Origin of the sequence: Burkholderia sp. Bp9012 (genome assembly GCF_003853825.1) — a bacterium.
Lineage (GTDB): Bacteria > Pseudomonadota > Gammaproteobacteria > Burkholderiales > Burkholderiaceae > Burkholderia > Burkholderia diffusa.
Window position 1 is genome coordinate 1 of record NZ_QTQA01000047.1, and the last position, 19,158, is coordinate 19,158.

15 protein-coding genes and 1 pseudogene are annotated in these 19,158 nt (G+C 66.3%); 9 read left to right on the forward strand and 7 right to left on the reverse strand.

Annotated features, from left to right (window positions below):
* Positions 1-1,022: 1,022 nt before the first annotated feature.
* The 4 genes from DIE11_RS34755 to DIE11_RS34770 all read left to right on the forward strand — a co-directional run bounded on the left by DIE11_RS34755 (position 1,023) and on the right by DIE11_RS34770 (position 4,297).
* Entirely contained in the window at positions 1,023-1,304 is a 282-nt protein-coding gene (locus DIE11_RS34755; protein WP_124489663.1) for a hypothetical protein, read from the forward strand.
* Positions 1,305-1,380: 76 nt separating this feature from the next.
* The gene (locus DIE11_RS34760) at positions 1,381-2,043 is read left to right on the forward strand and encodes a cupin domain-containing protein (RefSeq protein WP_124489664.1); all 663 of its coding nucleotides are present in this window, start codon (positions 1,381-1,383) and stop codon (positions 2,041-2,043) included.
* A gap of 2 nt (positions 2,044-2,045) precedes the next feature.
* On the forward strand, positions 2,046-3,197 hold the full coding sequence (locus DIE11_RS34765; RefSeq protein ID WP_185633869.1) for an FAD-dependent oxidoreductase: 1,152 nt from the start codon (positions 2,046-2,048) through the stop codon (positions 3,195-3,197).
* 56 nt (positions 3,198-3,253) lie between these two features.
* Entirely contained in the window at positions 3,254-4,297 is a 1,044-nt protein-coding gene (locus DIE11_RS34770; RefSeq protein WP_124489665.1) for an alcohol dehydrogenase, read from the forward strand.
* Positions 4,298-4,316: 19 nt separating this feature from the next.
* Here DIE11_RS34770 and DIE11_RS34775 read toward each other — a convergent pair whose 3' ends face one another.
* The 3 genes from DIE11_RS34775 to DIE11_RS34785 all read right to left on the reverse strand — a co-directional run bounded on the left by DIE11_RS34775 (position 4,317) and on the right by DIE11_RS34785 (position 8,039).
* The gene (locus DIE11_RS34775; protein ID WP_124489666.1) at positions 4,317-5,225 is read right to left on the reverse strand and encodes a LysR family transcriptional regulator; all 909 of its coding nucleotides are present in this window, start codon (positions 5,223-5,225) and stop codon (positions 4,317-4,319) included.
* Positions 5,226-5,256: 31 nt separating this feature from the next.
* On the reverse strand, positions 5,257-6,522 hold the full coding sequence (locus tag DIE11_RS34780) for an MFS transporter (protein WP_260430315.1): 1,266 nt from the start codon (positions 6,520-6,522) through the stop codon (positions 5,257-5,259).
* 194 nt (positions 6,523-6,716) lie between these two features.
* The gene (locus tag DIE11_RS34785) at positions 6,717-8,039 is read right to left on the reverse strand and encodes a tetratricopeptide repeat protein (protein ID WP_124489667.1); all 1,323 of its coding nucleotides are present in this window, start codon (positions 8,037-8,039) and stop codon (positions 6,717-6,719) included.
* Between the two features lie 167 nt (positions 8,040-8,206).
* Between DIE11_RS34785 and DIE11_RS34790 the strand changes: the two genes are divergently transcribed.
* On the forward strand, positions 8,207-9,052 hold the full coding sequence (locus DIE11_RS34790; protein WP_124489668.1) for a helix-turn-helix domain-containing protein: 846 nt from the start codon (positions 8,207-8,209) through the stop codon (positions 9,050-9,052).
* A 24-nt stretch (positions 9,053-9,076) separates the two neighbouring features.
* On the opposite strand, the gene gcvA is transcribed toward DIE11_RS34790, so the two are convergent.
* Positions 9,077-9,988 (reverse strand): transcriptional regulator GcvA, encoded by a 912-nt coding sequence (gene gcvA / locus DIE11_RS34795; RefSeq protein WP_124489669.1) that lies wholly within the window; start codon positions 9,986-9,988, stop codon positions 9,077-9,079.
* A 275-nt stretch (positions 9,989-10,263) separates the two neighbouring features.
* Here gcvA and DIE11_RS34800 point away from each other — a divergent pair, with 275 nt between their 5' ends.
* A complete protein-coding gene (locus tag DIE11_RS34800; RefSeq protein WP_124489670.1) occupies positions 10,264-11,037 on the forward strand; it encodes an SDR family NAD(P)-dependent oxidoreductase in 774 nt (257 codons plus the stop codon).
* A 133-nt stretch (positions 11,038-11,170) separates the two neighbouring features.
* Here the strand turns inward: DIE11_RS34800 and DIE11_RS34805 are convergent, their stop codons facing one another.
* On the reverse strand, positions 11,171-12,604 hold the full coding sequence (locus DIE11_RS34805) for an amino acid permease (protein WP_124489671.1): 1,434 nt from the start codon (positions 12,602-12,604) through the stop codon (positions 11,171-11,173).
* Positions 12,605-12,936: 332 nt separating this feature from the next.
* Positions 12,937-14,175 carry a MalY/PatB family protein gene (locus DIE11_RS34810; protein ID WP_124489672.1) on the reverse strand — a complete coding sequence of 413 codons (1,239 nt, stop codon included), beginning with the start codon at positions 14,173-14,175 and terminating at the stop codon, positions 12,937-12,939.
* 224 nt (positions 14,176-14,399) lie between these two features.
* Between DIE11_RS34810 and DIE11_RS34815 the strand changes: the two are divergent.
* Positions 14,400-15,285 (forward strand): annotated as a pseudogene (locus DIE11_RS34815) (kynureninase); the annotation flags it as partial.
* 265 nt (positions 15,286-15,550) lie between these two features.
* Here DIE11_RS34815 and DIE11_RS34820 read toward each other — a convergent pair.
* Entirely contained in the window at positions 15,551-16,429 is an 879-nt protein-coding gene (locus DIE11_RS34820) for a GntR family transcriptional regulator (RefSeq protein WP_124489673.1), read from the reverse strand.
* A gap of 396 nt (positions 16,430-16,825) precedes the next feature.
* Here DIE11_RS34820 and DIE11_RS34825 point away from each other — a divergent pair, with 396 nt between their 5' ends.
* Entirely contained in the window at positions 16,826-17,749 is a 924-nt protein-coding gene (locus DIE11_RS34825) for an amidohydrolase family protein (RefSeq protein ID WP_124489674.1), read from the forward strand.
* A 35-nt stretch (positions 17,750-17,784) separates the two neighbouring features.
* Positions 17,785-19,155 carry an NAD-dependent succinate-semialdehyde dehydrogenase gene (locus DIE11_RS34830; RefSeq protein WP_124489675.1) on the forward strand — a complete coding sequence of 457 codons (1,371 nt, stop codon included), beginning with the start codon at positions 17,785-17,787 and terminating at the stop codon, positions 19,153-19,155.
* The last annotated feature ends 3 nt before the right edge of the window (positions 19,156-19,158 follow it).

Below are 19,158 nucleotides of genomic sequence, written 5' to 3' on the forward strand. Positions count from 1 at the left end.
GACCTGTCACCTGTAGAGTTTGAGCGGCGCTACGCGCTAAACGGCTCGTGAGTGTCTATGAAACTCTGGCCGGTCCAAACATGCCTAACTTCCTTCCTTTCCGTCGAGTTTACACACGACCTATTGGAAGGCGAAATTTCAGGGGAAGCTCACTTATCGCCTATCAGGCCTCACATCGTGGCGGATGGCTTGAATGCGAGTTAGCTGATACACGCGTCTTCCTGAGCGGAAATGCCGTTACTTTCATGGAAGCTACGATTCATCTTCCTAATGATGCATAGAGGATACTTCCTCAAATATCTTCTCCTGCGATCGGAGCCGCAACCGCCCCGCAACTGAATGGGACAAGGTCAAGCTTCCCCTCGCCCGGCAACTTTCTGATTCCTGGAGCCTGTAAGAATGGTTTCCGACGGGGGGAGGAAGGCACAAAGAAGAGCCAGATCGCCGATGACCTGGGGCTTACGCTCTTGCGCGGAGTGGACGAGGCACCAATGACCGAGACCGGCTACAACGAGCAGCAGCATATCGCTGCAGGTTAGTTACGGCATGCCCGCTGCGGTGCCGCAACGCACGCGTAATGACATCGTTCGCCGCGATCGCAGCGCGGCATCACGAAGCCGACCAACAGCAGCGCGCCAATCACGGGATCTGGTATCGCAAGTCCGAAGAGATAGAGCACAACTTCTCGAGACACGCGCCAGTCAGAAAGACCATGCACGCCTACAGCATGAGCGCCTCACCCAAACGTGGCCGTGCCGACACGCTGCCGCGCGGCCAAGAGGCCTCAGCGTGCGAAGCCAGCGTGGGCGATACGCGCGATCGTACCAAGTGCGCGAGCCCGCCTGCTACGACATACATTTTCTTTATGGTAAAGACAGTTAATCTCACTTGTCGGCCCCGGCGCCGTGCAAAAAAATGGCACTCGCGTTGCGGCGTCGCCGCACGTGACGAACCGGCGCCGGCCCCGCTTCTCTTGCCATCACGGCAATCGCAGGCCCGGCGCACCGACCAAGGAGATTCAGATGTTCTATCTGCAGATCACGCTCAGGATCACAGCGGCAAACCGCGCGGCCGCCGCACGCGTCTATCAGGAATACAAGGCGCCGTTCCTCAATACGATCGCGGGCGCACGGTCGAAGGAACTGCTGGTGCGCGACGAGGACGTGCAGGTCCTGCACGGGTTCGACAGCGAAGCCAACGCGCTCGGCTACCTGTCGAGCGACCTGTTCGAAACGGATGTGGCCGGCGCGCTCAAGCCGCTGCTCGACGCCGCGCCGGATGTGCGCGTTTATCAAGTCGCTTGACGCGACGCAACGCATCCGACACGCCGTCGTGACCGGTTCCGGTCAGCCGGAACCGGTCACGACGCACGCCCCCAGCATGATAGTCAACGCAGATTTTTCGCGCCGTGTCGCCGTCGGCGCCGACGAATACCGGTGGATCGCGTCCCCGCAGACGGGCATCGAACGTGTGATGCTCGACCGCACCGGCGGCGACCAGGCGCGTGCGACGAGTGTCGTGCGCTATGCACGCGGCGCGTCCTTCCCGCGTCACGCGCATCCGGGCGGCGAGGAGATCCTGGTCCTGTCGGGCGTCTTTTCGGAAGGCGATCGGCATTACCCGGCCGGCTGGTACCTGCGCAATCCGCCCGGATCGTCCCATCAGCCGTCGAGCACCGGCGGTGCCGTCATCTTCGTCAAGCTGCGGCAGATGGCGTCGTATGAAAGCCGGCCGACCCGCGTGGATACGCGCGCGCCGTCGTCGTGGCATCGCACGGACCGTCGACTTGTCTGCCCGCTGTTCGAAAGCGACGCGGAAACGGTCACGCTGCACCGCCTCGCGACCAGCGAACCGCTGTTCCGCGGCACCGCCGCGCACGGTGCCGAGCTGTTCGTGCTGGCTGGCGCGCTCGCGACGCATCGGCGCACGCATGTGCGCGGCGCGTGGATGCGTTTCCCGGCCGGCATGACGCCGGACCTCGTCGCCGGCGCGACCGTCTACCTGAAGACGGGCCATCTGACCCACGCCGAAACGGGAGCCTGACCATGCCGGCACCACGCATCGCCATCGTCGGTGGCGGACTGAGCGGACTGTATGCCGCATGCCTGCTCGAGCAGCGCGGGATCCGGGACTACGTGCTGTTCGAGGCACGAGAGGCGCTGGGTGGACGCATTGCATCCGTCGCGTCACCCGCACTGGCGCCGGCGCCAGCGCCGTCGATTGGCGGCACGGCAGACCGGAACGGTCGCGCCGACCGGTTCGATCTCGGCGCGACCTGGTTCTGGCCCGACGTTCAGCCGCAGCTCGCCGCACTCGTGCGCGAACTCGGCCTCGCGACGTTCGAGCAACCGGCCAAGGGCGACATGATCGTCGAGCGATCGCGCAACGATCCACCCGTCCGGATGCGCGGCTACGCAACCTACCCCGCGTCGACGCGGCTGGTCGGCGGCATGTCCGCGCTGATCGATGCGCTGGCCGGCACACTCGATCCGGCACCCCTCCTCATCGGCGAAACGGTACGACGGCTGCGTTGCACGGAGGCTGGCATCGACGTGGACAGCGAAGATGCCACCGGCCGGGCGACGACGACGTCCGTCGCGCATGTGCTGCTGGCCGTACCACCACGCCTGGCCGTGGAACGCATCGGGTTCGCGCCGGCGCTGCCCGCACCCCTTGCACGACAGTGGCGGCACACCGCGACCTGGATGGCACCGCACGCGAAGTATGTCGCGCACTATCGCACGCCGTTCTGGCGCGAGCACGGCCTGTCCGGCGAAGCCCGAAGCGCATGCGGCCCGCTGGGCGAGATCCACGATGCATCGATCGAGGGCGGCGGTGCCGCGCTGTTCGGCTTCTTCGGCATGCCGGCAAGCGTGCTGGCCCGCGTGCCGGACGATGTGCTGCGCGCGCATTGCCGCACGCAGCTGGCCCGCCTGTTCGGCTCCCCGGCCGCGCTCCCGGAAGCCGACTTCATCAAGGACTGGTCGCGCGACGCCCATACCGCGACGCTCGAAGATCGCGACGGTAACGCGGGACAGCCGGTGCCCGCATCACCCGGCGTGCCGTCCGGTCCGTGGCACCGGCGCCTGATCGGCATCGCCAGCGAATGGTCGAGAGCGTTCCCGGGCTACGTCGCCGGCGCCGTCGATGCCGCCGCGCACGGTATCCGGTTGCTCGAATCGCTCGGTAGTCAGTAGTCAATCCGGATACCGAAAACTTCTCCGCGCATCACAACCTACCTGGATGACAGATCATGAATCAGACAACCTACCGCGCAATGCAGATCACCCGGCCGGGCGTACTCGAACTGGTCGAACGGGCCGTCCCGACTCCGGGCCCCGGGCACGTGCTGATCGCCGTCGACGCATGCGGCATCTGCGGTGCGGATACACGCGACATCGAACACGTCGATCCGGCTGCTTGTGGGTCGCGCATACCGGGACACGAAGTAGTCGGGCGCATCGCCGCGGTCGGTCCGGGCGTGCCGCCGCTCTGGTCGGTGGGTCAAAGGGTCGGCGTGGGCCGGCTCGGCGGCCACTGCAACGCCTGCACCCAATGCCGGCAAGGCAACTTCCAGCTGTGCGAGAACCAGCCGGACGTCGGCTCGACGTGCGACGGCGGCTACGCGGAAATGATGCTTGCGCGCAGCACCGGCCTCGTGTCGATTCCCGATGAACTGGGCGCCGAGGAAGCGGCGCCGCTCCTCTGCGCTGGCATCGCCACGTTCAACGCGCTCCGGAAATGCGGCGCCGAGCCCGGCGACGTCGTCGCGATCCTCGGCATCGGCGGACTCGGACACATGGCCGTCCAATACGCGCGCCGCATGGGCTTCAAGGTCATCGCAATCGGTCGCGGCAGCGACATCGCACCGGATGCGGTGGCGCTCGGCGCGCACGTCTACGTCGACAGCCATGCGGAAGATGCCACGGCACGGCTGCGGCACCTCGGCGGTGCCCGCGCGATCGTGTCGACCGTCGCCCATGGCGACACCGTCTCCAGCCTGCTGGCCGGCCTGGCGCCCCAGGGGCGTCTCGTGCTGCTGGGCGCAGGCAAGGATCCGCTTTCCGTGTCGACGGGGCATCTGATCGGCGGCGAACGCAGCATCGCGGGTTCGCTCACCGGAACGCCGTACGAAAGCGAGAAGGTGCTCGGGTTCAGCGTGTTGTCCGGTGCCCGCCCGCTGATCGAAGTGATGCCGCTCGAGCAGGCGAACGCCGCCTACCGCCGGATGCGTTCGGGCGACGTCAAGTTCCGTATGGTTCTGTCGATGGCGCGTACGGAACGTCCGGCCGGTTGAACGGCGCGCACGGGCCGCGTCATCCGGCGTCGTGACCGGCCCCGATCCCCGCATCGCGGGCCAGTGCGAGAAATCCCGCGATGTAGGCGATCTCCTCGTCGCCGCGCCGGACTCCGAGATTGATCTGCTTGCGAATGCCCTCGGGCCCGAGCCGCACCGTGCGCACTGGGAACGGCGCGCCCTCCTCCACGACCAGCCAGTCCGGCAGCACCGCCACGCCGCGCCGCGCCGCGACGAGTTGCAGCATCAGGTCGGTCTGCTCGGCGGTCCGGTGAAACTTCGGCCGACAGTGTCCGGGCACGAGAAAGCGGGTGTAGATGTCGAGCCGCTCCTTGTCGACCGGCACCGTGATGAGCTCTTCGTCAAGCAGGTCGCGCGGCAGCGCGAACTCGCGCGCCGCCAGCGGGTGCGCGTCGTGCACGACGAGCACCAGTTCGTAGTCGATGATCGGCACGAACGCGAGCTCGGGCAGGTCAACCGGATCTGGCGTGATCAGCAGGTCAATCTCGAAGCCGAGCAGCGCGGCCACGCCGTCGAATCGGAATGCCGTGCGGACGTCGTAGTCGACATCCGGCCATGTGGCGAGGTACCGCGACGTCAGTCGCGTCAGCCACTTCTGGCAAGGATGGCACTCCATCCCGACGCGCAGCGCGCCGCGACGCCCCTCCGCGAAATCGACGAGCGTGCGCTCGGCATGCTCGATCTGCGGCAGCACGCGTTCAGCCAGCGACAGCAGGTACTCGCCGGCCTGCGTGAACCGCAGCCCGCGCCCGTTCTTCGTCCAGAGCTTGACGCCATGCCGCTCCTCGAACTTGCGGACCATGTGTGACAGCGCCGATTGCGTCACGTTGAGCCGCTCCGCCGCGGCCGTCACGCTGCCGAGACGCTCGACTTCCATCAGGATCGACAGGTACTGAAGATCTAGCATGCGCGGTCTCCGTTCGTTGCATGCGGCAACGTCATGCCGCGCGCCGGCTGTCCCGCGCGGCGGGCGACATCAACGCGAACGACGCCAGCCCGAACAACGGCCCCGGCACCAGCAGCCACGTCGCATTGAGCCCGACGTGCTCGAGCAACGTCGTCGTGGCGGCGATCGACACGACCGTGACCGCGAACCCGATCGAGTTCTGGATTGCGAGCGCGCTGCCGACCAGCACCGGCGGGCATGCATTCGCCGCGAGCGCCGAGAATTGCGGCGAATCCGCGACGACCGACGCGCCCCACACGATCAGCAGGCTCGCCATGGCCGCGGGCGGAAGAAAACGCCACGTCGTCGCAAACGTGAGCGCGCAGAGGCCGGACACGGTCAGCGCGCCGATGGCGACCTTCGCACTGCCGATCCGCGCGGACAGGCCACCGCCGATCAGCGAGCCGAGCGCACCGACACCGATCACACCGAACGCGATACCGGAAACACCGGCGTGCGCGACATGCGACGCGATCGACGTGCGCGCGACAAGCAGCGGCACGATGGTCCAGAACGTGTAGAGCTCCCACATGTGGCCGAAGTATCCGAACGTCGCCGCGCGAAAGGCGCGGATCCGGAATGCCTGCGCGACCGATGGCGGCGGATCCGATGCCGCACGACCGGTCGCGGACGGCATGCGACCGCGCGTACGCGCATGCGGCCCGTCGCCGAGCATGGCGATCACGCCCGCGCCGATCAGCGCGAGGCCGGACGACGCGGTGATCACCCATTGCCATGACAGGCCGGTACCGACGACGCGCATCGCATGCGGCAGCGCGGTGCCGAGCGTGAGCATCGCGACCAGCTGCGCGAGTGCCGGCCCGGCCCGATCCGGCACCCAGCCGACGATCAGCTTCATGCCCATCGGATAGATGCCCGCCAGGCATATGCCGACGCCGAACCGGAACACGGCGCCCGACACCAGCCCGCCGGACAACCATGCGAAGCACACGTTGAACACTGCGCCCGCGATCGCACTGCACACGAAGATCCGGCTCGCCGGAAAGCGGTCGGCGGCACCGCTCAGCGCGATCGTCAGCGTGCCGAGAATGAAGCCGAGCTGCACCGCGTTGGTCAGCCAGCCTATGTCGGTCGCGCTCGCATGCCACACGCGCATCAGGTCCGCGGCCGCGCTGTTCGCGCTGAACCAGAGCGCCGTGCCGAACAGCTGCGCGATCGAGATCGCGGCCACCGGCCCGATCGCGTCGACGAGCCGCCTGCGCAACGCGACGCGCGTCACCATGTCACCAGAATTCATTCGACTTCCCCAACCGCACGCCAGGCGGTGCCCGGCGGCATGCATAAACCATCGGACAGTTGATCAGTAAAACTATTTAATTGGAATGGCCCGGCGCCGACCGGTGTCGGTTGCCTGCCGCCCCGCTTTCGTTCGGTAGCGTCAGCCGACGTGCGGCGCCGATCGTGAAGCCGGCGCCGTCACCGACGCGCGCGTCATGCGCTGGCCAGTTGGCCGAGCCAGTGCGAGTCTCTCGGCGACGGGCGGCGATGCAGCCGTTCGTCGAGCAGCGCGCGCGCCTTCTCCACGTTGCCGCTTCGCATCCATGCGACCAGCAGCGTGTCCTGCACGATCTCGCGTTGCGCACCGCTGCCGCCGATGCGGACGACCTCACGTACGACGGGCTCGAGTATCTCCGCACAGCGCGCGGGATCATCTTCGGCGAATGCGAGCGCGGCCCGGCAGATCGCCGGAACGACGGGGCCGGCCGGCAGCTTCGCCGTGTCGACGAGCGTGGTCAGCTCGTCCACGCGCTGCGCGAGCGCAGCGTGGTCGCCGGTAGCCGCGGCAATCAGCGCCATGTGCACGTCCGCGAACGCAAAGCCGGCCTGCGTGAAATAGCCCGACGCATATCGCGCTGCGTCGTCCCACATCCCTTCCGGCACGGTGTGGCCGTATGCCTGCATGCGCCACAGGAACGACGCCGTATCGCTGACCACGTTGATCGGCACGCCGAGCGATGCCGACGGCGCGACGTGCGCGTCGTAGATCGCGAGCGCGCCGTCCGTGTCGCCGCGCTCCAGCGCGATCAGCGCGGCATGCCACGCGATGTGGCTATGGAGCACGCCGCTGCGATCGTATTCGGGCAGCCAGCCGGCGATCATCGCCCGCGCGTCGTCGTTTGCGCCGGATTCGTACAGCACGTGCGCGACCGCATGCGCGGCGTTCACGTTGTGGCGTCGCAGCTCCAGCGCGCGTTCGGTCAGCGCGCGGCCGAGCCGCACGTCGCCGTTCTCGCCGTGCGCCCAGCCGCGATAGGTGAGAAACCACCAGTCGTCCGCGTCGAAGTGGCGCGCATGGCGTTCGCACAGATCCACACGCGCCTGGTCATGGTCGGCCATGCCGGAGAACGCGAACAGGCCGAACGCGCCGAGCGGCAGCGACAGGATCACGATGTCGCGCGGCCACGTGTCCGCATGCGCGAGCGCATCGGCGAGCGCCTTCGCCGAGCGGCCGTTGATCGCATGCGACAGCACCGCGACATGGCTGCGCTCGCGCTCGGTGCCGTTGCGCTCGACGAGTTCGAGCGCTGTCGCGATCTTCGCGCGGGCATCCGTGACTTCCGCGCGAATCGCATGCAGGCGGGCCCGCGCGGCATGCGCGAGCGCGAAGTCGGGATCGGCCGCGATCGCCTCGTCCAGCGTTTGAGCGGCACCCGGCCACAGCGACAGCAGCAGATCGATGCCCGCACGATAGCGCTCGGCCGCAAGGTCGGAAGTCGTCGAGAGAGGCAGGCTGTAGCGGTCGTGACGGGCCATGAAGCAGATTACTCCGGTGGAATGCGAGGGCGCCGGGCTGCGGCGGTGCGGGGTCGCCGATCCCGTGCGACGGGATAGCAACCACGGTCATTAGACCAATTTTCCCGTTGTCGGTATTTCGATTGATTGCCAATATATATAGAATATCTGCCAATCGGAGAACGACCATGACGTGGGAGACAATCGAACCGCCTGCAGGCGTGGCGCCCCCTGCGCCGCTGAAGGTGCGTGCGCAGGCCATCCCGCCGCGGCACCGCTTTCCCGAGCATGCGCATCGCTGGCACCAGATGGTCTATGCGATTTCCGGCGCGCTCACGGTCATCGTCGAAGGCAAGTCGTTCGTCATTTCGCCGGAGCAGGCGGTGTGGCTGCCCAGCGGGCTGCGCCATCGCGTCGGCTCGCTGCTCGGTGCCGAATTCCGCAGCCTGTGGATCGCGGAAGCGATCGGACAGGCGCTGCCGACCGGGCACCCGACCGTGTTCGCGGTTTCACCGCTGCTGAAAGCGCTCGTCATCGAGGCAACCGCGATCGACGGCCAGGCCGATCGCGACGGCTATGCGGACCGCATCACCCACCTGATCCTCGACCAGCTGCGCCGCGCGCGGACGCTGCCGGCGGCGTTGCCGTGGCCGCGGGGCGGCGCGCTCGCCACGCTGTGCGAGGCACTCTATACCGACCCCGCCGATCCGCGCGGGCCCGAGGAATGGGGCAGGATGCTCGGCATGTCGGCACGCACGCTGGCACGCCGCTTCGTGGCCGAGACCGGCATGAGCCTGCGCAGCTGGCGCCGGCGCATGCGCCTGTTCCGCGCGATCGAGCTACTGGGCGGCGGCCTCGGCGTCACGCGCACCGCGATGGAACTCGGCTACGGCTCGACGTCCGCATTCGTCTACGCGTTCCGTCTCGAGCTCGGCAGCAGCCCGCAAGCGTACATGCGCGGCCGCGCGGACGAAGCCGGCACGCACGGGCCGCTGCTCTCGACGGAACACGCCGGCGCGCCGGACCGCGGCTGACGTGCACGCCTCGCGCTCGCGCGGCTAAGTCGCGGCCTGCGCCAGCAGCCAGTCGCGAAACGCCGCGAGCTTCGCCATCCCCGCGCACTCGGGGCGGTACACGACGTAGTACGCGAGCGGCGACGCGAAACCGATGTCCGGAAACAGCCGCACGAGGCGCCCCGCCGCGAGGTCGTCACGCGCCATCACGCTGCGCGCGAGCGCGACGCCGTGCCCGTCGATCGCCGCCTGCAGCACGGCCGCCGAATTGTTGATCTGCATGCGGCGCGACACGGCGACATCCTTGACGCCCGCCCGCTGCAGCCACGTATCCCACGCGGGAAAGCCGGTCTGGCTGTCCATCGACAGGTCGTGGATCAGTGTTTCCCGCGCGAGGTCGGCCGGCCGCTGCAAGCGGCGGCGCTCGTCCGCCAGCTTCGGCGAGCACACCGGATAGACCTCCTCGTCCATCAGCTTGTCGGCCGCGAGCCCCGCCCAGTGCCCGGTGCCGTAGCGCACGCCGATGTCGATCCGCTGCGCGACGAAATCCACCGGCTTCAGATTGGTGTCGAGCCGCACGTCGGTGTCGGGCCACGCGCCCTGGAAGCTCTCGATGCGCGGCAACAGCCATTTCGCGGCAAAGGCCGGACTGACGGCCACCGTAAGCACGCCGCTCGCCGAACCCTCCTTGAGCAGCTCCAACCCCAGCGCGAGCGTGTCGAAGCCGGTCCGGATGTGCGGCAGCGCGCGCTCGGCGGCTTCGGTCGGCACGAGCCGGATCCGGCCGCTGGTGCCGCGATGAAACAGCGGCGTGCCGAGCCACTCCTCCAGCGTACGCACGAGCTGGCCGACCGCCGCCGGCGTCACGTGCAGTTCGGCGGCCGCCGCGGAAAAGCTCTGATGGCGGGCACTCGCCTCGAATGCGCGCAACGCGTTCAAATGGACCGGTGACTTCATGGCTTCATCGAAGCAAAGATTTTCTTTCGTTGTCGAACACTTTATCTCGTTTGTCCCGAGAACCGAATCGGCGAAAAATCCACATCAGATCAAAGGTTAACGTGATTCCCGCACGACAGGTCACACATACCGCGTGACATCGGGACAAATGGTTTTTCTATCAACCGACCTCCTCCGATCGCCAAGCATGGCGCGTGCGACGCACGAAATCGTCGCGCGCCGCCGCTCTTCAACCAACGCCTGTCGATCGACGGGCGGACACGGAGATTTTCAACATGAGCAATGCATTCAACGGCAGGAAGCTGCTGGTCGTCGGCGGCACCAGCGGCATGGGTCTGCAGACGGCGCGAACGATTCTCGCGGCAGGCGGCAGCGCGGTGATCGTCGGCAATCGCCCGGCGAAGACCGAGGAAGCGCGCAAGGAACTGGCCACGCTCGGCGACGTCCGCGCGCTGACCGCCAACCTGTCCGCCGACGCCGGCCTGGCCGCACTGCTCGAACGCATCGACGCCGAGCATGCCGACGTCGACCTGCTGGTCAACGCGGCCGGCGTGTTCTTCCCGAAGCCGTTCCTCGAGCATCAGGAATCCGATTACGACCAGTATATGAAGCTGAACAAGGCGACCTTCTTCATCACTCAGAAGGTCGCGGCCAACCTGGTGGCGAAGGGCCGCCCCGGCGCGATCGTCAATATCGGTTCGATGTGGGCGAAGCAGGCGATCGCCGCGACGCCGTCGTCCGCGTATTCGATGGCCAAGGCCGGCCTTCATTCGCTGACGCAGCACCTCGCGATGGAACTGGCGCCGAAGGGCATTCGCGTCAACGCGGTGTCGCCGGCGGTGGTGCAGACGCCGATCTACGAAGGCTTCATTCCGAAGGCCGACGTGCATGCGGCGCTGCAGGGCTTCAACGGCTTCCATCCGATCGGCCGCGTCGGCACGCCGGAGGACGTCGCCGAGGTCGTCGCGTTCCTGCTGTCGGACAAGGCAGGCTGGGTCACGGGCGCGATCTGGGACGTGGACGGCGGCGTGATGGCCGGCCGCAACTGACCTGCTCGGCACGCGTGCTCGACGCGCACGCACAACTGCCGACCACGTGAGTCGGCCCCGGTCGCGATGAAGCGGGCAGCCCCGGTTCGATTCGGGGCTGCCCGCCGGCGGCGATCGCACGGCCGGACATCCGTCAGGCCGGCACGTCCTTCGGATCGCGCGCCGCCTCGTGCGCCCCGTCGCGCGCGGTCTCGTGCCGCGTGTGAATCCTGTACGCGACGAACACGACGCCGACCCACACCGCCGAGACGATCAGCGACATCCGCATGTCCGGCAGGATCGCGATGCAGACCATCACCGCGGCAACGAACAGCAGCGCCAGGTAGTTGCTGTACGGGTAGAACGGCATCCGGTACGCGATCTTGTCCGCGTCGCCATTCAGCATCCGGATCTTGCGGAACTTCAGATGGCTGATCACGATGGAGCCCCACGCACACACCAGCGCGAACACCGTCACCGACGAGAACAGCTCGAACGCCTGCTCCGGCATGATGTAGTTCAGCAGCACGCCGGCAAACATCGTTGCGAACACCATCAGGATCGCGCGATGCGGCACCTTGCGAGGGTTGACCACACCGAGGAACGCCGGCGCGTTCTTCTGCAGCGACAGGTTGTAGAACGTGCGGCTGTTCGTGAACACGCTCGCGTTCACCGCCGACAGCACGGCCATGATCACGACGAGGTTCATGATGCCCGCCGCCGCCGGAATGCCGATCTTCGTGAACACGTCGACGAACGGGCTGCCCTTGGTGGTCAGCGACGTCCACGGAAACACCATCAGCAGCACCGCGATCGCGCCGACATAGAAGATCAGCAGGCGCCAGAACGTCGAATTGACGGCCTTCGGCATCGTCGTCTTCACATCCTTCGCTTCGCCGGCCGCGAGCCCGAGATTCTCGACGCCACCGAACGAGAACGCGACCATCACGATCGCCAGGAACGTGCCGCCCAACCCCTTCGCGAAGAAACCGCCGTGCGCGACGAGGTTGTGATAACCGATCGGCACCCCGTTGTTGCCGATGCCGAACATGATCATGCCGGCGCCGAACAGGATCATCGCGACGATCGCCACCACCTTTACCAGCGCGAACCAGAACTCCGCCTCGCCATATATCTTCACGCCGATGATGTTGACGAAAAACATCAACGAGACCGCCGCACCGGCCGTCACCCAGATCGGAATCGCGGGGAACCAGAAGTGCACGTAGTTCCCCAATGCGTTCAGGTCCGCCGCACTCGTCGCGAGCAGGAAGATGAACGCGTTCCAGCCGTTCAGGAAGCCGGCGAACCGGTGAATGTAGCGGTTCGAATACGACACGTACGAGCCCGACACGGGCTCTTCGACGGCCATCTCGCCGAGCGCCCGCATCACGAAGTAGATCGCGATCGCCGCGAGCGCGTAGACCAGCAGGATGGCCGGCCCGGCCGTGCGGATCGCCCACGATGAACCGTAGAACAGCCCGGTGCCGATGGCGCCGCCGATCGCGATCATCTGGATGTGCCGGTTCGACAGATCCCGTTTTAGGTCCTCCCGTTCGTATGCCGGGGTCTGGTCGTCTTGCTTCATGTCGCCTCCATGGGGGTTGTCGTGTATTCGTGTAATCGTGTATTCAGGTCTGGTAGAGCGTCCTGACGACCAGACCGTCCGCGCCGGTTTCGCCGCGCGAGGATGTCGCGACGCGCATGCCGATCGCTCCGTCGTCCCGCGGTCATACTGTTCGCAGTACTGATGTAAATGAACGCTTCGCTTGCGTGCCGCTCCGTTCATCGTCACGTGTGTCGCGCCGGCCAGTCGGCCGTCATCACGGGTCGATGCCCGACGACGTCGCGCCGGGCAGTTCGTTTCCCGTCATCCGCCGTTCCGGCTGTTCCCGTCGGCGCCGCCGCGCGCGGCGCAACTCAAAGCGCGGCCAGCGCGTTGGCGAGGCGATCGATCGCGTCGTCGACGACGGCGCGCGGGCACCCGAGGTTCGCGCGCATATAGCCGTGCCCCTCGAGGCCGAATTTCTGCCCCTTGTCCAGCCAGATCCGGGCCTTGGTCAGCATGAACCGGTTGAGCACATCGGCGTCCATGCCGAGCCCGCGGCAGTCCATCCAGGACAGATAAAGCGAGTCGGCGGGCAGGACTTCGATCCTTGACGTCATCCCGTGGATCGCATTGCGGAAATGGACGTGGTTGTCGCGAAGATACGGCAACAGCGCATCGAGCCACGGCTCGCCGTGCGTATAGGCGGCCTCCGCTGCGACCATGCCGAGCGTATTCACCGACTGATACATGTTCCGGTCGAACTGCCGACGCAACGCGTCGCGCACGCGGCGGTCCGGCACAAACAGGTTCGCGCTTTGCAGGCCCGGCAGGTTGAACGTCTTGCTCGGCGCCGTGCACGTGATGCTGTTTCGCGCGAACGCGTCGCCGAGCGATGCGAACGGCACATGCCGTTTCGACGGATTGATGACCAGGTCCTGATGAATCTCGTCCGCGATCACCAGCACGCCGCGCCGCGCGCATATTTCACCCATCGCGCGCAGTTCGCCTGCGCTCCACACGTTGCCGGTCGGGTTGTGCGGGTTGCTCAGGATGAACAGCCGCGTGTCGTCGCGGATGGCGGCCTCGAACATCTTCTCGTTGAAACGGTAAGCCGTTCCCGCACGCTCGAGCGGCGCGAGTGCCAGCCGGCGCCCGTTCAGCAGCACGTCGTCGTGAAAATGCGCATAGACGGGCGGCTGGATCAGGACGCTTTCACCCGGTGCGGAGAACGCCTGGATGGCCGTCTTCAGCGCCGTGATGACACCGCTCGACTGCAGCACCCATTCCGGGTCTACGTGCCATCCAAACCGCTTTGCCTGCCAGTCGACGACGGCGCGCACATAGCTATCGGTCGCCCCGCGCGAATACCCGAAGACGCCGTACTCCACCGCGTCGTGCAGCGCATCGATGACGGGCTGCGGCGCGCGGAAATCCATGTCCGCGACCCACATCGGCAACGGATCGGCCGCGTGTTCATCGGCGGCGAGGAGCCGCTCGCCGAACGCCCATTTCAGGGAATTGGCGTGCCTGCGGTCGATGACTTCGTCGAAGATCGACGCAGCGTTGCGGGTCGCAACGCGACGACCGGGCCATTCCAGATATGCCTGCATGCTCACTTTCACTCGCGACAGAACGGCACGCCGACGGCGTGGCTTCGTATGGCGACTAGAGTAGCAGCGCGATTTTCCGGGCAACAATGGTATCTTTTCATGATGCAGTGAGCGCTGCTCATGGATGGTCGAGCAGCTTCAGCGGGCCACCTTGCCGACATCGCCACAAGGGAACGTGAACCTCCCGTGGTACGCAGCCGCCACTGCGTCTAGGGTCTGCTGCAGTTTCGGAGCGCTCGAACTTTCCGTCCGATCTGTACATCGCGCAAGGGCTGATCAAACAGCTCGATCGCGGCTATGAACTGCGTCTCATTGACGATCCGTCGGAGCTGCCCGCCGCGCTCACCGACGACGTCGCCGTCGCCATGATCACGCACGTCAATTACCGCACCGGCTATATCCACGACATGGCCGCCGCGACGAAGCTAATCCACGACAACGACGCGCTCGCGCTGTGGGATCTCGCGCAATCGGCGGGTGCGGTGCCCGTACATCTGAACGGCGCCGGCGCGGATTGCGCGGTTGGCTGCACATACAAGTATCTGAACGGCGGTCCTGGCTCGCCTGCCTTCGCATGGGTACCGCATCGCCATCAGAGCGACTTCGAGCAGCCGCTATCGGGTTGGTGGGGTCATCGCGCACCGTTTGCAACGACCCCGACCTATACCGCCGACGACGGCATCGGACGATTCCGGTGCGGGACACAGCCGATGGTGTCGATGGCGCTCGTCGAATGCGGGACTCGAGGTCTTCCTGCAAACCGACATGGAAGAGATCCGCAAGAAATCGCTCGCGCTTACCGACCATTTCATCGAACTGGTCGAGACGCGCCGCGAGGAATTTCCATTGGCGCTCGTCACGCCTCGCTCGCATCGACAACGCGGCTCGCATGCAAGCTTCGAACATCCGCACGGCTACGAGGTGATGCAGGCGTTGATTGCGCGCGGTGTGATAGGCGACTATCGCGAGCCGCACGTGTTGCGCTTCGGGCTTACACCGCTGTACACGCGCTACGTGGATGTCTGGGATGCCGTTAAGCACCTATGCCACGTGCTTGTCGAAGAAACCTGGCGTGCGCCTGAATTCGCCGCGCGAGGGGCCGTGACATGAACGAAGGCTTGGCATCTCGACGCTACCCTCGTGCATGCTCATCGTCGTCGGAATTCGTTGTTCCGCATGATAGGCGATGCTCAGATAGCCTCAGGCCCGTATCGATGATCCCATACAGGGTCACACACCTCTGCGCATGGCTGACCGGCGGACACAGCGACCAGACCGGTCTTGAGGCGCTTCACACGCTGTGCGCCTCGACAGCGTTGACGACCACCCAAACTCTGCCCACGAAGCGCTCCCTCTCAATGCAGGGCCGCGCACGTCAATCGAAGGTCTTCTCGCGTACCGCGTTGTGTAGATGAAGCTTCATGAAATCAGCCGCGGCCTCGCGCTGGTCGGTCAGCAGTAAGTCGATCAGCGTCACATGCTCGCGGCAACGCCGCTCTGCTTGGTCGCGATCGACGGATTTGCGGTACTCCATCAGGCGGCGCAACCGATCGAGACGGCGCAGGCCGTCCAGGATGAAGACATTGCCCGAACACGCGGCGATCGTTTCATGCAACCGGCTGTTCGCATCGAACAGCGCGGCCGGCGACGCGGTACGCGCGCCGCCGTTCGCGAGCGCTTCCTGCTCGGCGCGGCAGCGCATCAGCGCGTCGCGGTCGACGCGGAACGTCGGCTCGAGGATTCCCGCCGCCTCGATCAGCAGCCGGTACCGGTAACCCTGTCGATAGGTCTCCGCGGACGTCAGCACCGACTGGAACATCCAGCCGTGCCCCGGCCGTCGTTCGATCCACCCCTCCTGCACCATCCGCCGCAGGATCGCGTTCAACTGCGCGCGCGTCACGCCGTAGCGGCGCATCAGTTCGTTCTCGGTCACGCGATCGGGGAGCTTGCCGGCGAGGCGGTCCTCCGCGATCGACAGGTAGGTCTCTTCGTCCGCAGCTGTATCCGCCAGCTCCGGCGAATCGACCGCGTCGAGCGACGCCGCGCTTTCAGCGACCGCATAACCGCCGTCGGGATGCGGCATCACGACCGCGCGCGCGGCCAACCGCTTCAGCGCCTCGCGCACGGGCGAGCGCGACACGTTGAACTGCTCCGCCAACGAACGCTCCGGCAAACGTGTGCCGGGTGCCATGCCGGAACTGGAAATGTGCTGATGAATGTTCGACGCAAGCACGTCGGCGAGAGCGCGGGTCATGGAAGGCGGAGTGGATCACGAAGTACGACCGCATCGTACCACAGCCGATTTATGGTGCTATGACGCAACGCGAAACCATTAATTCAACTATACCGGCAGCGCCGAAAAGGCCTAACGGAACAGTCAACAATCGCTATTTTTACAACAAATCTGGGAGTTAAAATCGAATCCACACAGAAATAGGCGTTTACCCTCACCGGCACCTCAATGCCTCAAAAAACACTTTACATGGTTTTTTGAGTTCGTAAAATACCATCAATTCCAACCGACACCTCGTTCAAGGAGACCCATGTGCAGCGCAGGCATCTACTCGGCGCAAGTCTCGCGGCAATTGGCGGCCTTGCGCTGTCACGCGCGGGCTCGGCCGCTTCGTCACCCTACAGCGCAGGAGCGGCGATGAACGTCGATCCGCAGGACTTCCCGACTCGTCCGCTCGCGGCGCTGCCGCCGGGCAGCTGCGACTGCCACGTTCACTTGTTCGACGCTGTCCGCTTTCCGTTCGCGCCGAATCGCTCGTACACGCCGGGGCAAGCCCGCGTCGCCGATCTGCTCGCGTTCGAGGCGCGGCTCGGGATCGAGCGGATCGTACTGGTCCAGCCGAGCGTGTACGGCACCGACAACGCGGCGCTGCTCGCGGGCCTGCATGAGCTCGGGCTGCATCGCGCACGCGGCGTCGCGGTCATTGACCCGCGCACCGCCACGCATGCGGAGTTACAGGCGCTGCACGACCAGGGTGTGCGCGGCATCCGGCTGAATCTGCAGGTGCGCGGCGAGCGCGATCTGTCCGTCGCGTCGGCCCAGTTGCAGCGCGCGTCCGACGCGGTCGCGCCTCTCGGATGGGCGGTCCAAATCTATGCGGATCTGGATATCGTCGCGGGCCTCGCCCCGGACATCGCACGCCTCGGCGCCCCTGTCGTGCTCGATCACTTCGCAGGCGCGCGCGCCCACACGCTGTCCGACCAGCAAGCCGCGTTCGCGACTGTCGTCGATCTCGTGAAGCACGGCAACGCGTACGTGAAGTTGTCCGCGCCGTACCGCGCGTCGCGCCAGGCGCCGCTGTTCGACGATCTCGGGCCGATCGCCCGCGCGCTGATCGATGCGCGCCCCGATCGGATGCTGTGGGCATCGGACTGGCCGCACACCGGCAGCGCCGGCAACCGCGACGGCGATCTCACGCGCATCGAACCGTTTCGCCGCGAGGACGCCGGCGCTGCACTGAACCAGTTGCTGGGATGGACGGATGCCGCGGCGCTGCGTCAGCAGATTCTCGTCGACAACCCCGCACGGCTCTATCGCTTCACCGAACAACCGGCTACCTGACCCCACCCTTCTCCACGCATACGGACACGAACACCATGTTTCGCACCCTGAATCCCGCCACGGAAACCATCGTGGCCACCTTCGACGCAGACTCGCCCGCGCGGGTCGAGCAGGCACTGGCAGACGCGAGCGCCGCGCAACGCCACTGGGCGCATGAACCGCTCGCTGTGCGTGCGGCAGCCGTCGCTCGCATCGGCGACGCGCTGCTGCGCCGCAAGGCCGAGCTGGCCGCGTTGATCACGCTGGAAATGGGCAAGCCGATCGCGGAAGCGGAGGCCGAAGTCGAGAAGTCCGCATGGACGTGCCGCTTCTATGCGGAACACGCGGCGCAGTACCTCGGTGACGAAGCGGTCACGAGCAACGCGAGCGAGAGCTTCGTGGTGTACGACCCGCTCGGCGTCGTGCTCGCGATCATGCCGTGGAACTATCCGCTGTGGCAGTTCATCCGCTTCGCGGCGCCGGCACTGTGCGCGGGTAACGGCGCGATCCTGAAGCACGCGGGCAACGTGCCGCAATGCGCGCTGGCCATCAATTCGGTGTTCGCCAATGCCGACGTGCCGGCCGGCCTGGTTGCATCGCTGCTGGTCGAGGCGGAAAACGTCGCGCAACTGATCGACGATCCGCGCATCGCGGCCGTCACGCTGACGGGTTCGACCGCGGTCGGCAAGCTCGTCGCCGCGCAAGCTGGCCGCGCGATGAAGAAGCAGGTGCTCGAACTCGGCGGCTCCGATCCGTTCATCGTGCTCGCCGACGCCGATGTCGAGGCCGCCGCAAAGGCTGCGGTGAAGGCGCGCTTCTCGAACACCGGCCAGAGCTGCATCTCATCGAAGCGTTTCATCGTCGACAAGCAGGTCGCGGATCGCTTCGTCGAACTGTTCTGCGCGGGCGTCGCTCAATTGAAGGTCGGCGACCCGACCCAACGCGACACCACGGTCGGCCCGATGGCGCGCGCGAACCTGCGCGACGAACTGCATCGGCAGGTCGAGCGAACTGTCGAGGCCGGCGCGGTGCTGAAGGCCGGCGGTGAGCCGCTGCCCGGCCCGGGCTTCTTCTATGCACCGACGGTGCTCGATCACGTCGCGCCTGACATGGCCGCCGCATGCGAGGAAACCTTCGGCCCAGTGGCAGCGATCCTGCGCGTCGACGGCATCGAGCACGCGATTTCGCTTGCGAACGCAACGGAATTCGGGCTCGGCGCCGCGCTGTGGACCACGGATCTCGACGCCGCACGCCAGCACGTGCGCCGGATCCAGGCAGGTGCGGTGTTCGTCAACGGCCTGGTCGCATCGGATGCGCGGCTGCCGTTCGGCGGGATCAAGCAGTCGGGCTACGGCCGCGAGCTCGGCTCGGCCGGCATTCGCGAATTCACCAACATCAAGACGGTCTGGTTCGGCCCGGCCCGCTGATTT

Bases quoted from the DNA above. Each gene is read 5' to 3' on its own strand.
- DIE11_RS34760 (WP_124489664.1), top strand. From the start codon at position 1,381: ATGATAGTCAACGCAGATTTTTCGCGCCGTGTCGCCGTCGGCGCCGAC.
- DIE11_RS34770 (WP_124489665.1), top strand. From the start codon at position 3,254: ATGAATCAGACAACCTACCGCGCAATGCAGATCACCCGGCCGGGCGTA.
- DIE11_RS34785 (WP_124489667.1), bottom strand. From the start codon at position 8,039: ATGGCCCGTCACGACCGCTACAGCCTGCCTCTCTCGACGACTTCCGAC.
- DIE11_RS34780 (WP_260430315.1), bottom strand. From the start codon at position 6,522: ATGAATTCTGGTGACATGGTGACGCGCGTCGCGTTGCGCAGGCGGCTC.
- DIE11_RS34810 (WP_124489672.1), bottom strand. From the start codon at position 14,175: ATGCAGGCATATCTGGAATGGCCCGGTCGTCGCGTTGCGACCCGCAAC.
- DIE11_RS34820 (WP_124489673.1), bottom strand. From the start codon at position 16,429: ATGACCCGCGCTCTCGCCGACGTGCTTGCGTCGAACATTCATCAGCAC.
- DIE11_RS34800 (WP_124489670.1), top strand. From the start codon at position 10,264: ATGAGCAATGCATTCAACGGCAGGAAGCTGCTGGTCGTCGGCGGCACC.
- DIE11_RS34790 (WP_124489668.1), top strand. From the start codon at position 8,207: ATGACGTGGGAGACAATCGAACCGCCTGCAGGCGTGGCGCCCCCTGCG.
- gcvA (WP_124489669.1), bottom strand. From the start codon at position 9,988: ATGAAGTCACCGGTCCATTTGAACGCGTTGCGCGCATTCGAGGCGAGT.
- DIE11_RS34830 (WP_124489675.1), top strand. From the start codon at position 17,785: ATGTTTCGCACCCTGAATCCCGCCACGGAAACCATCGTGGCCACCTTC.
- DIE11_RS34755 (WP_124489663.1), top strand. From the start codon at position 1,023: ATGTTCTATCTGCAGATCACGCTCAGGATCACAGCGGCAAACCGCGCG.
- DIE11_RS34805 (WP_124489671.1), bottom strand. From the start codon at position 12,604: ATGAAGCAAGACGACCAGACCCCGGCATACGAACGGGAGGACCTAAAA.
- DIE11_RS34765 (WP_185633869.1), top strand. From the start codon at position 2,046: ATGCCGGCACCACGCATCGCCATCGTCGGTGGCGGACTGAGCGGACTG.
- DIE11_RS34825 (WP_124489674.1), top strand. From the start codon at position 16,826: ATGAACGTCGATCCGCAGGACTTCCCGACTCGTCCGCTCGCGGCGCTG.
- DIE11_RS34775 (WP_124489666.1), bottom strand. From the start codon at position 5,225: ATGCTAGATCTTCAGTACCTGTCGATCCTGATGGAAGTCGAGCGTCTC.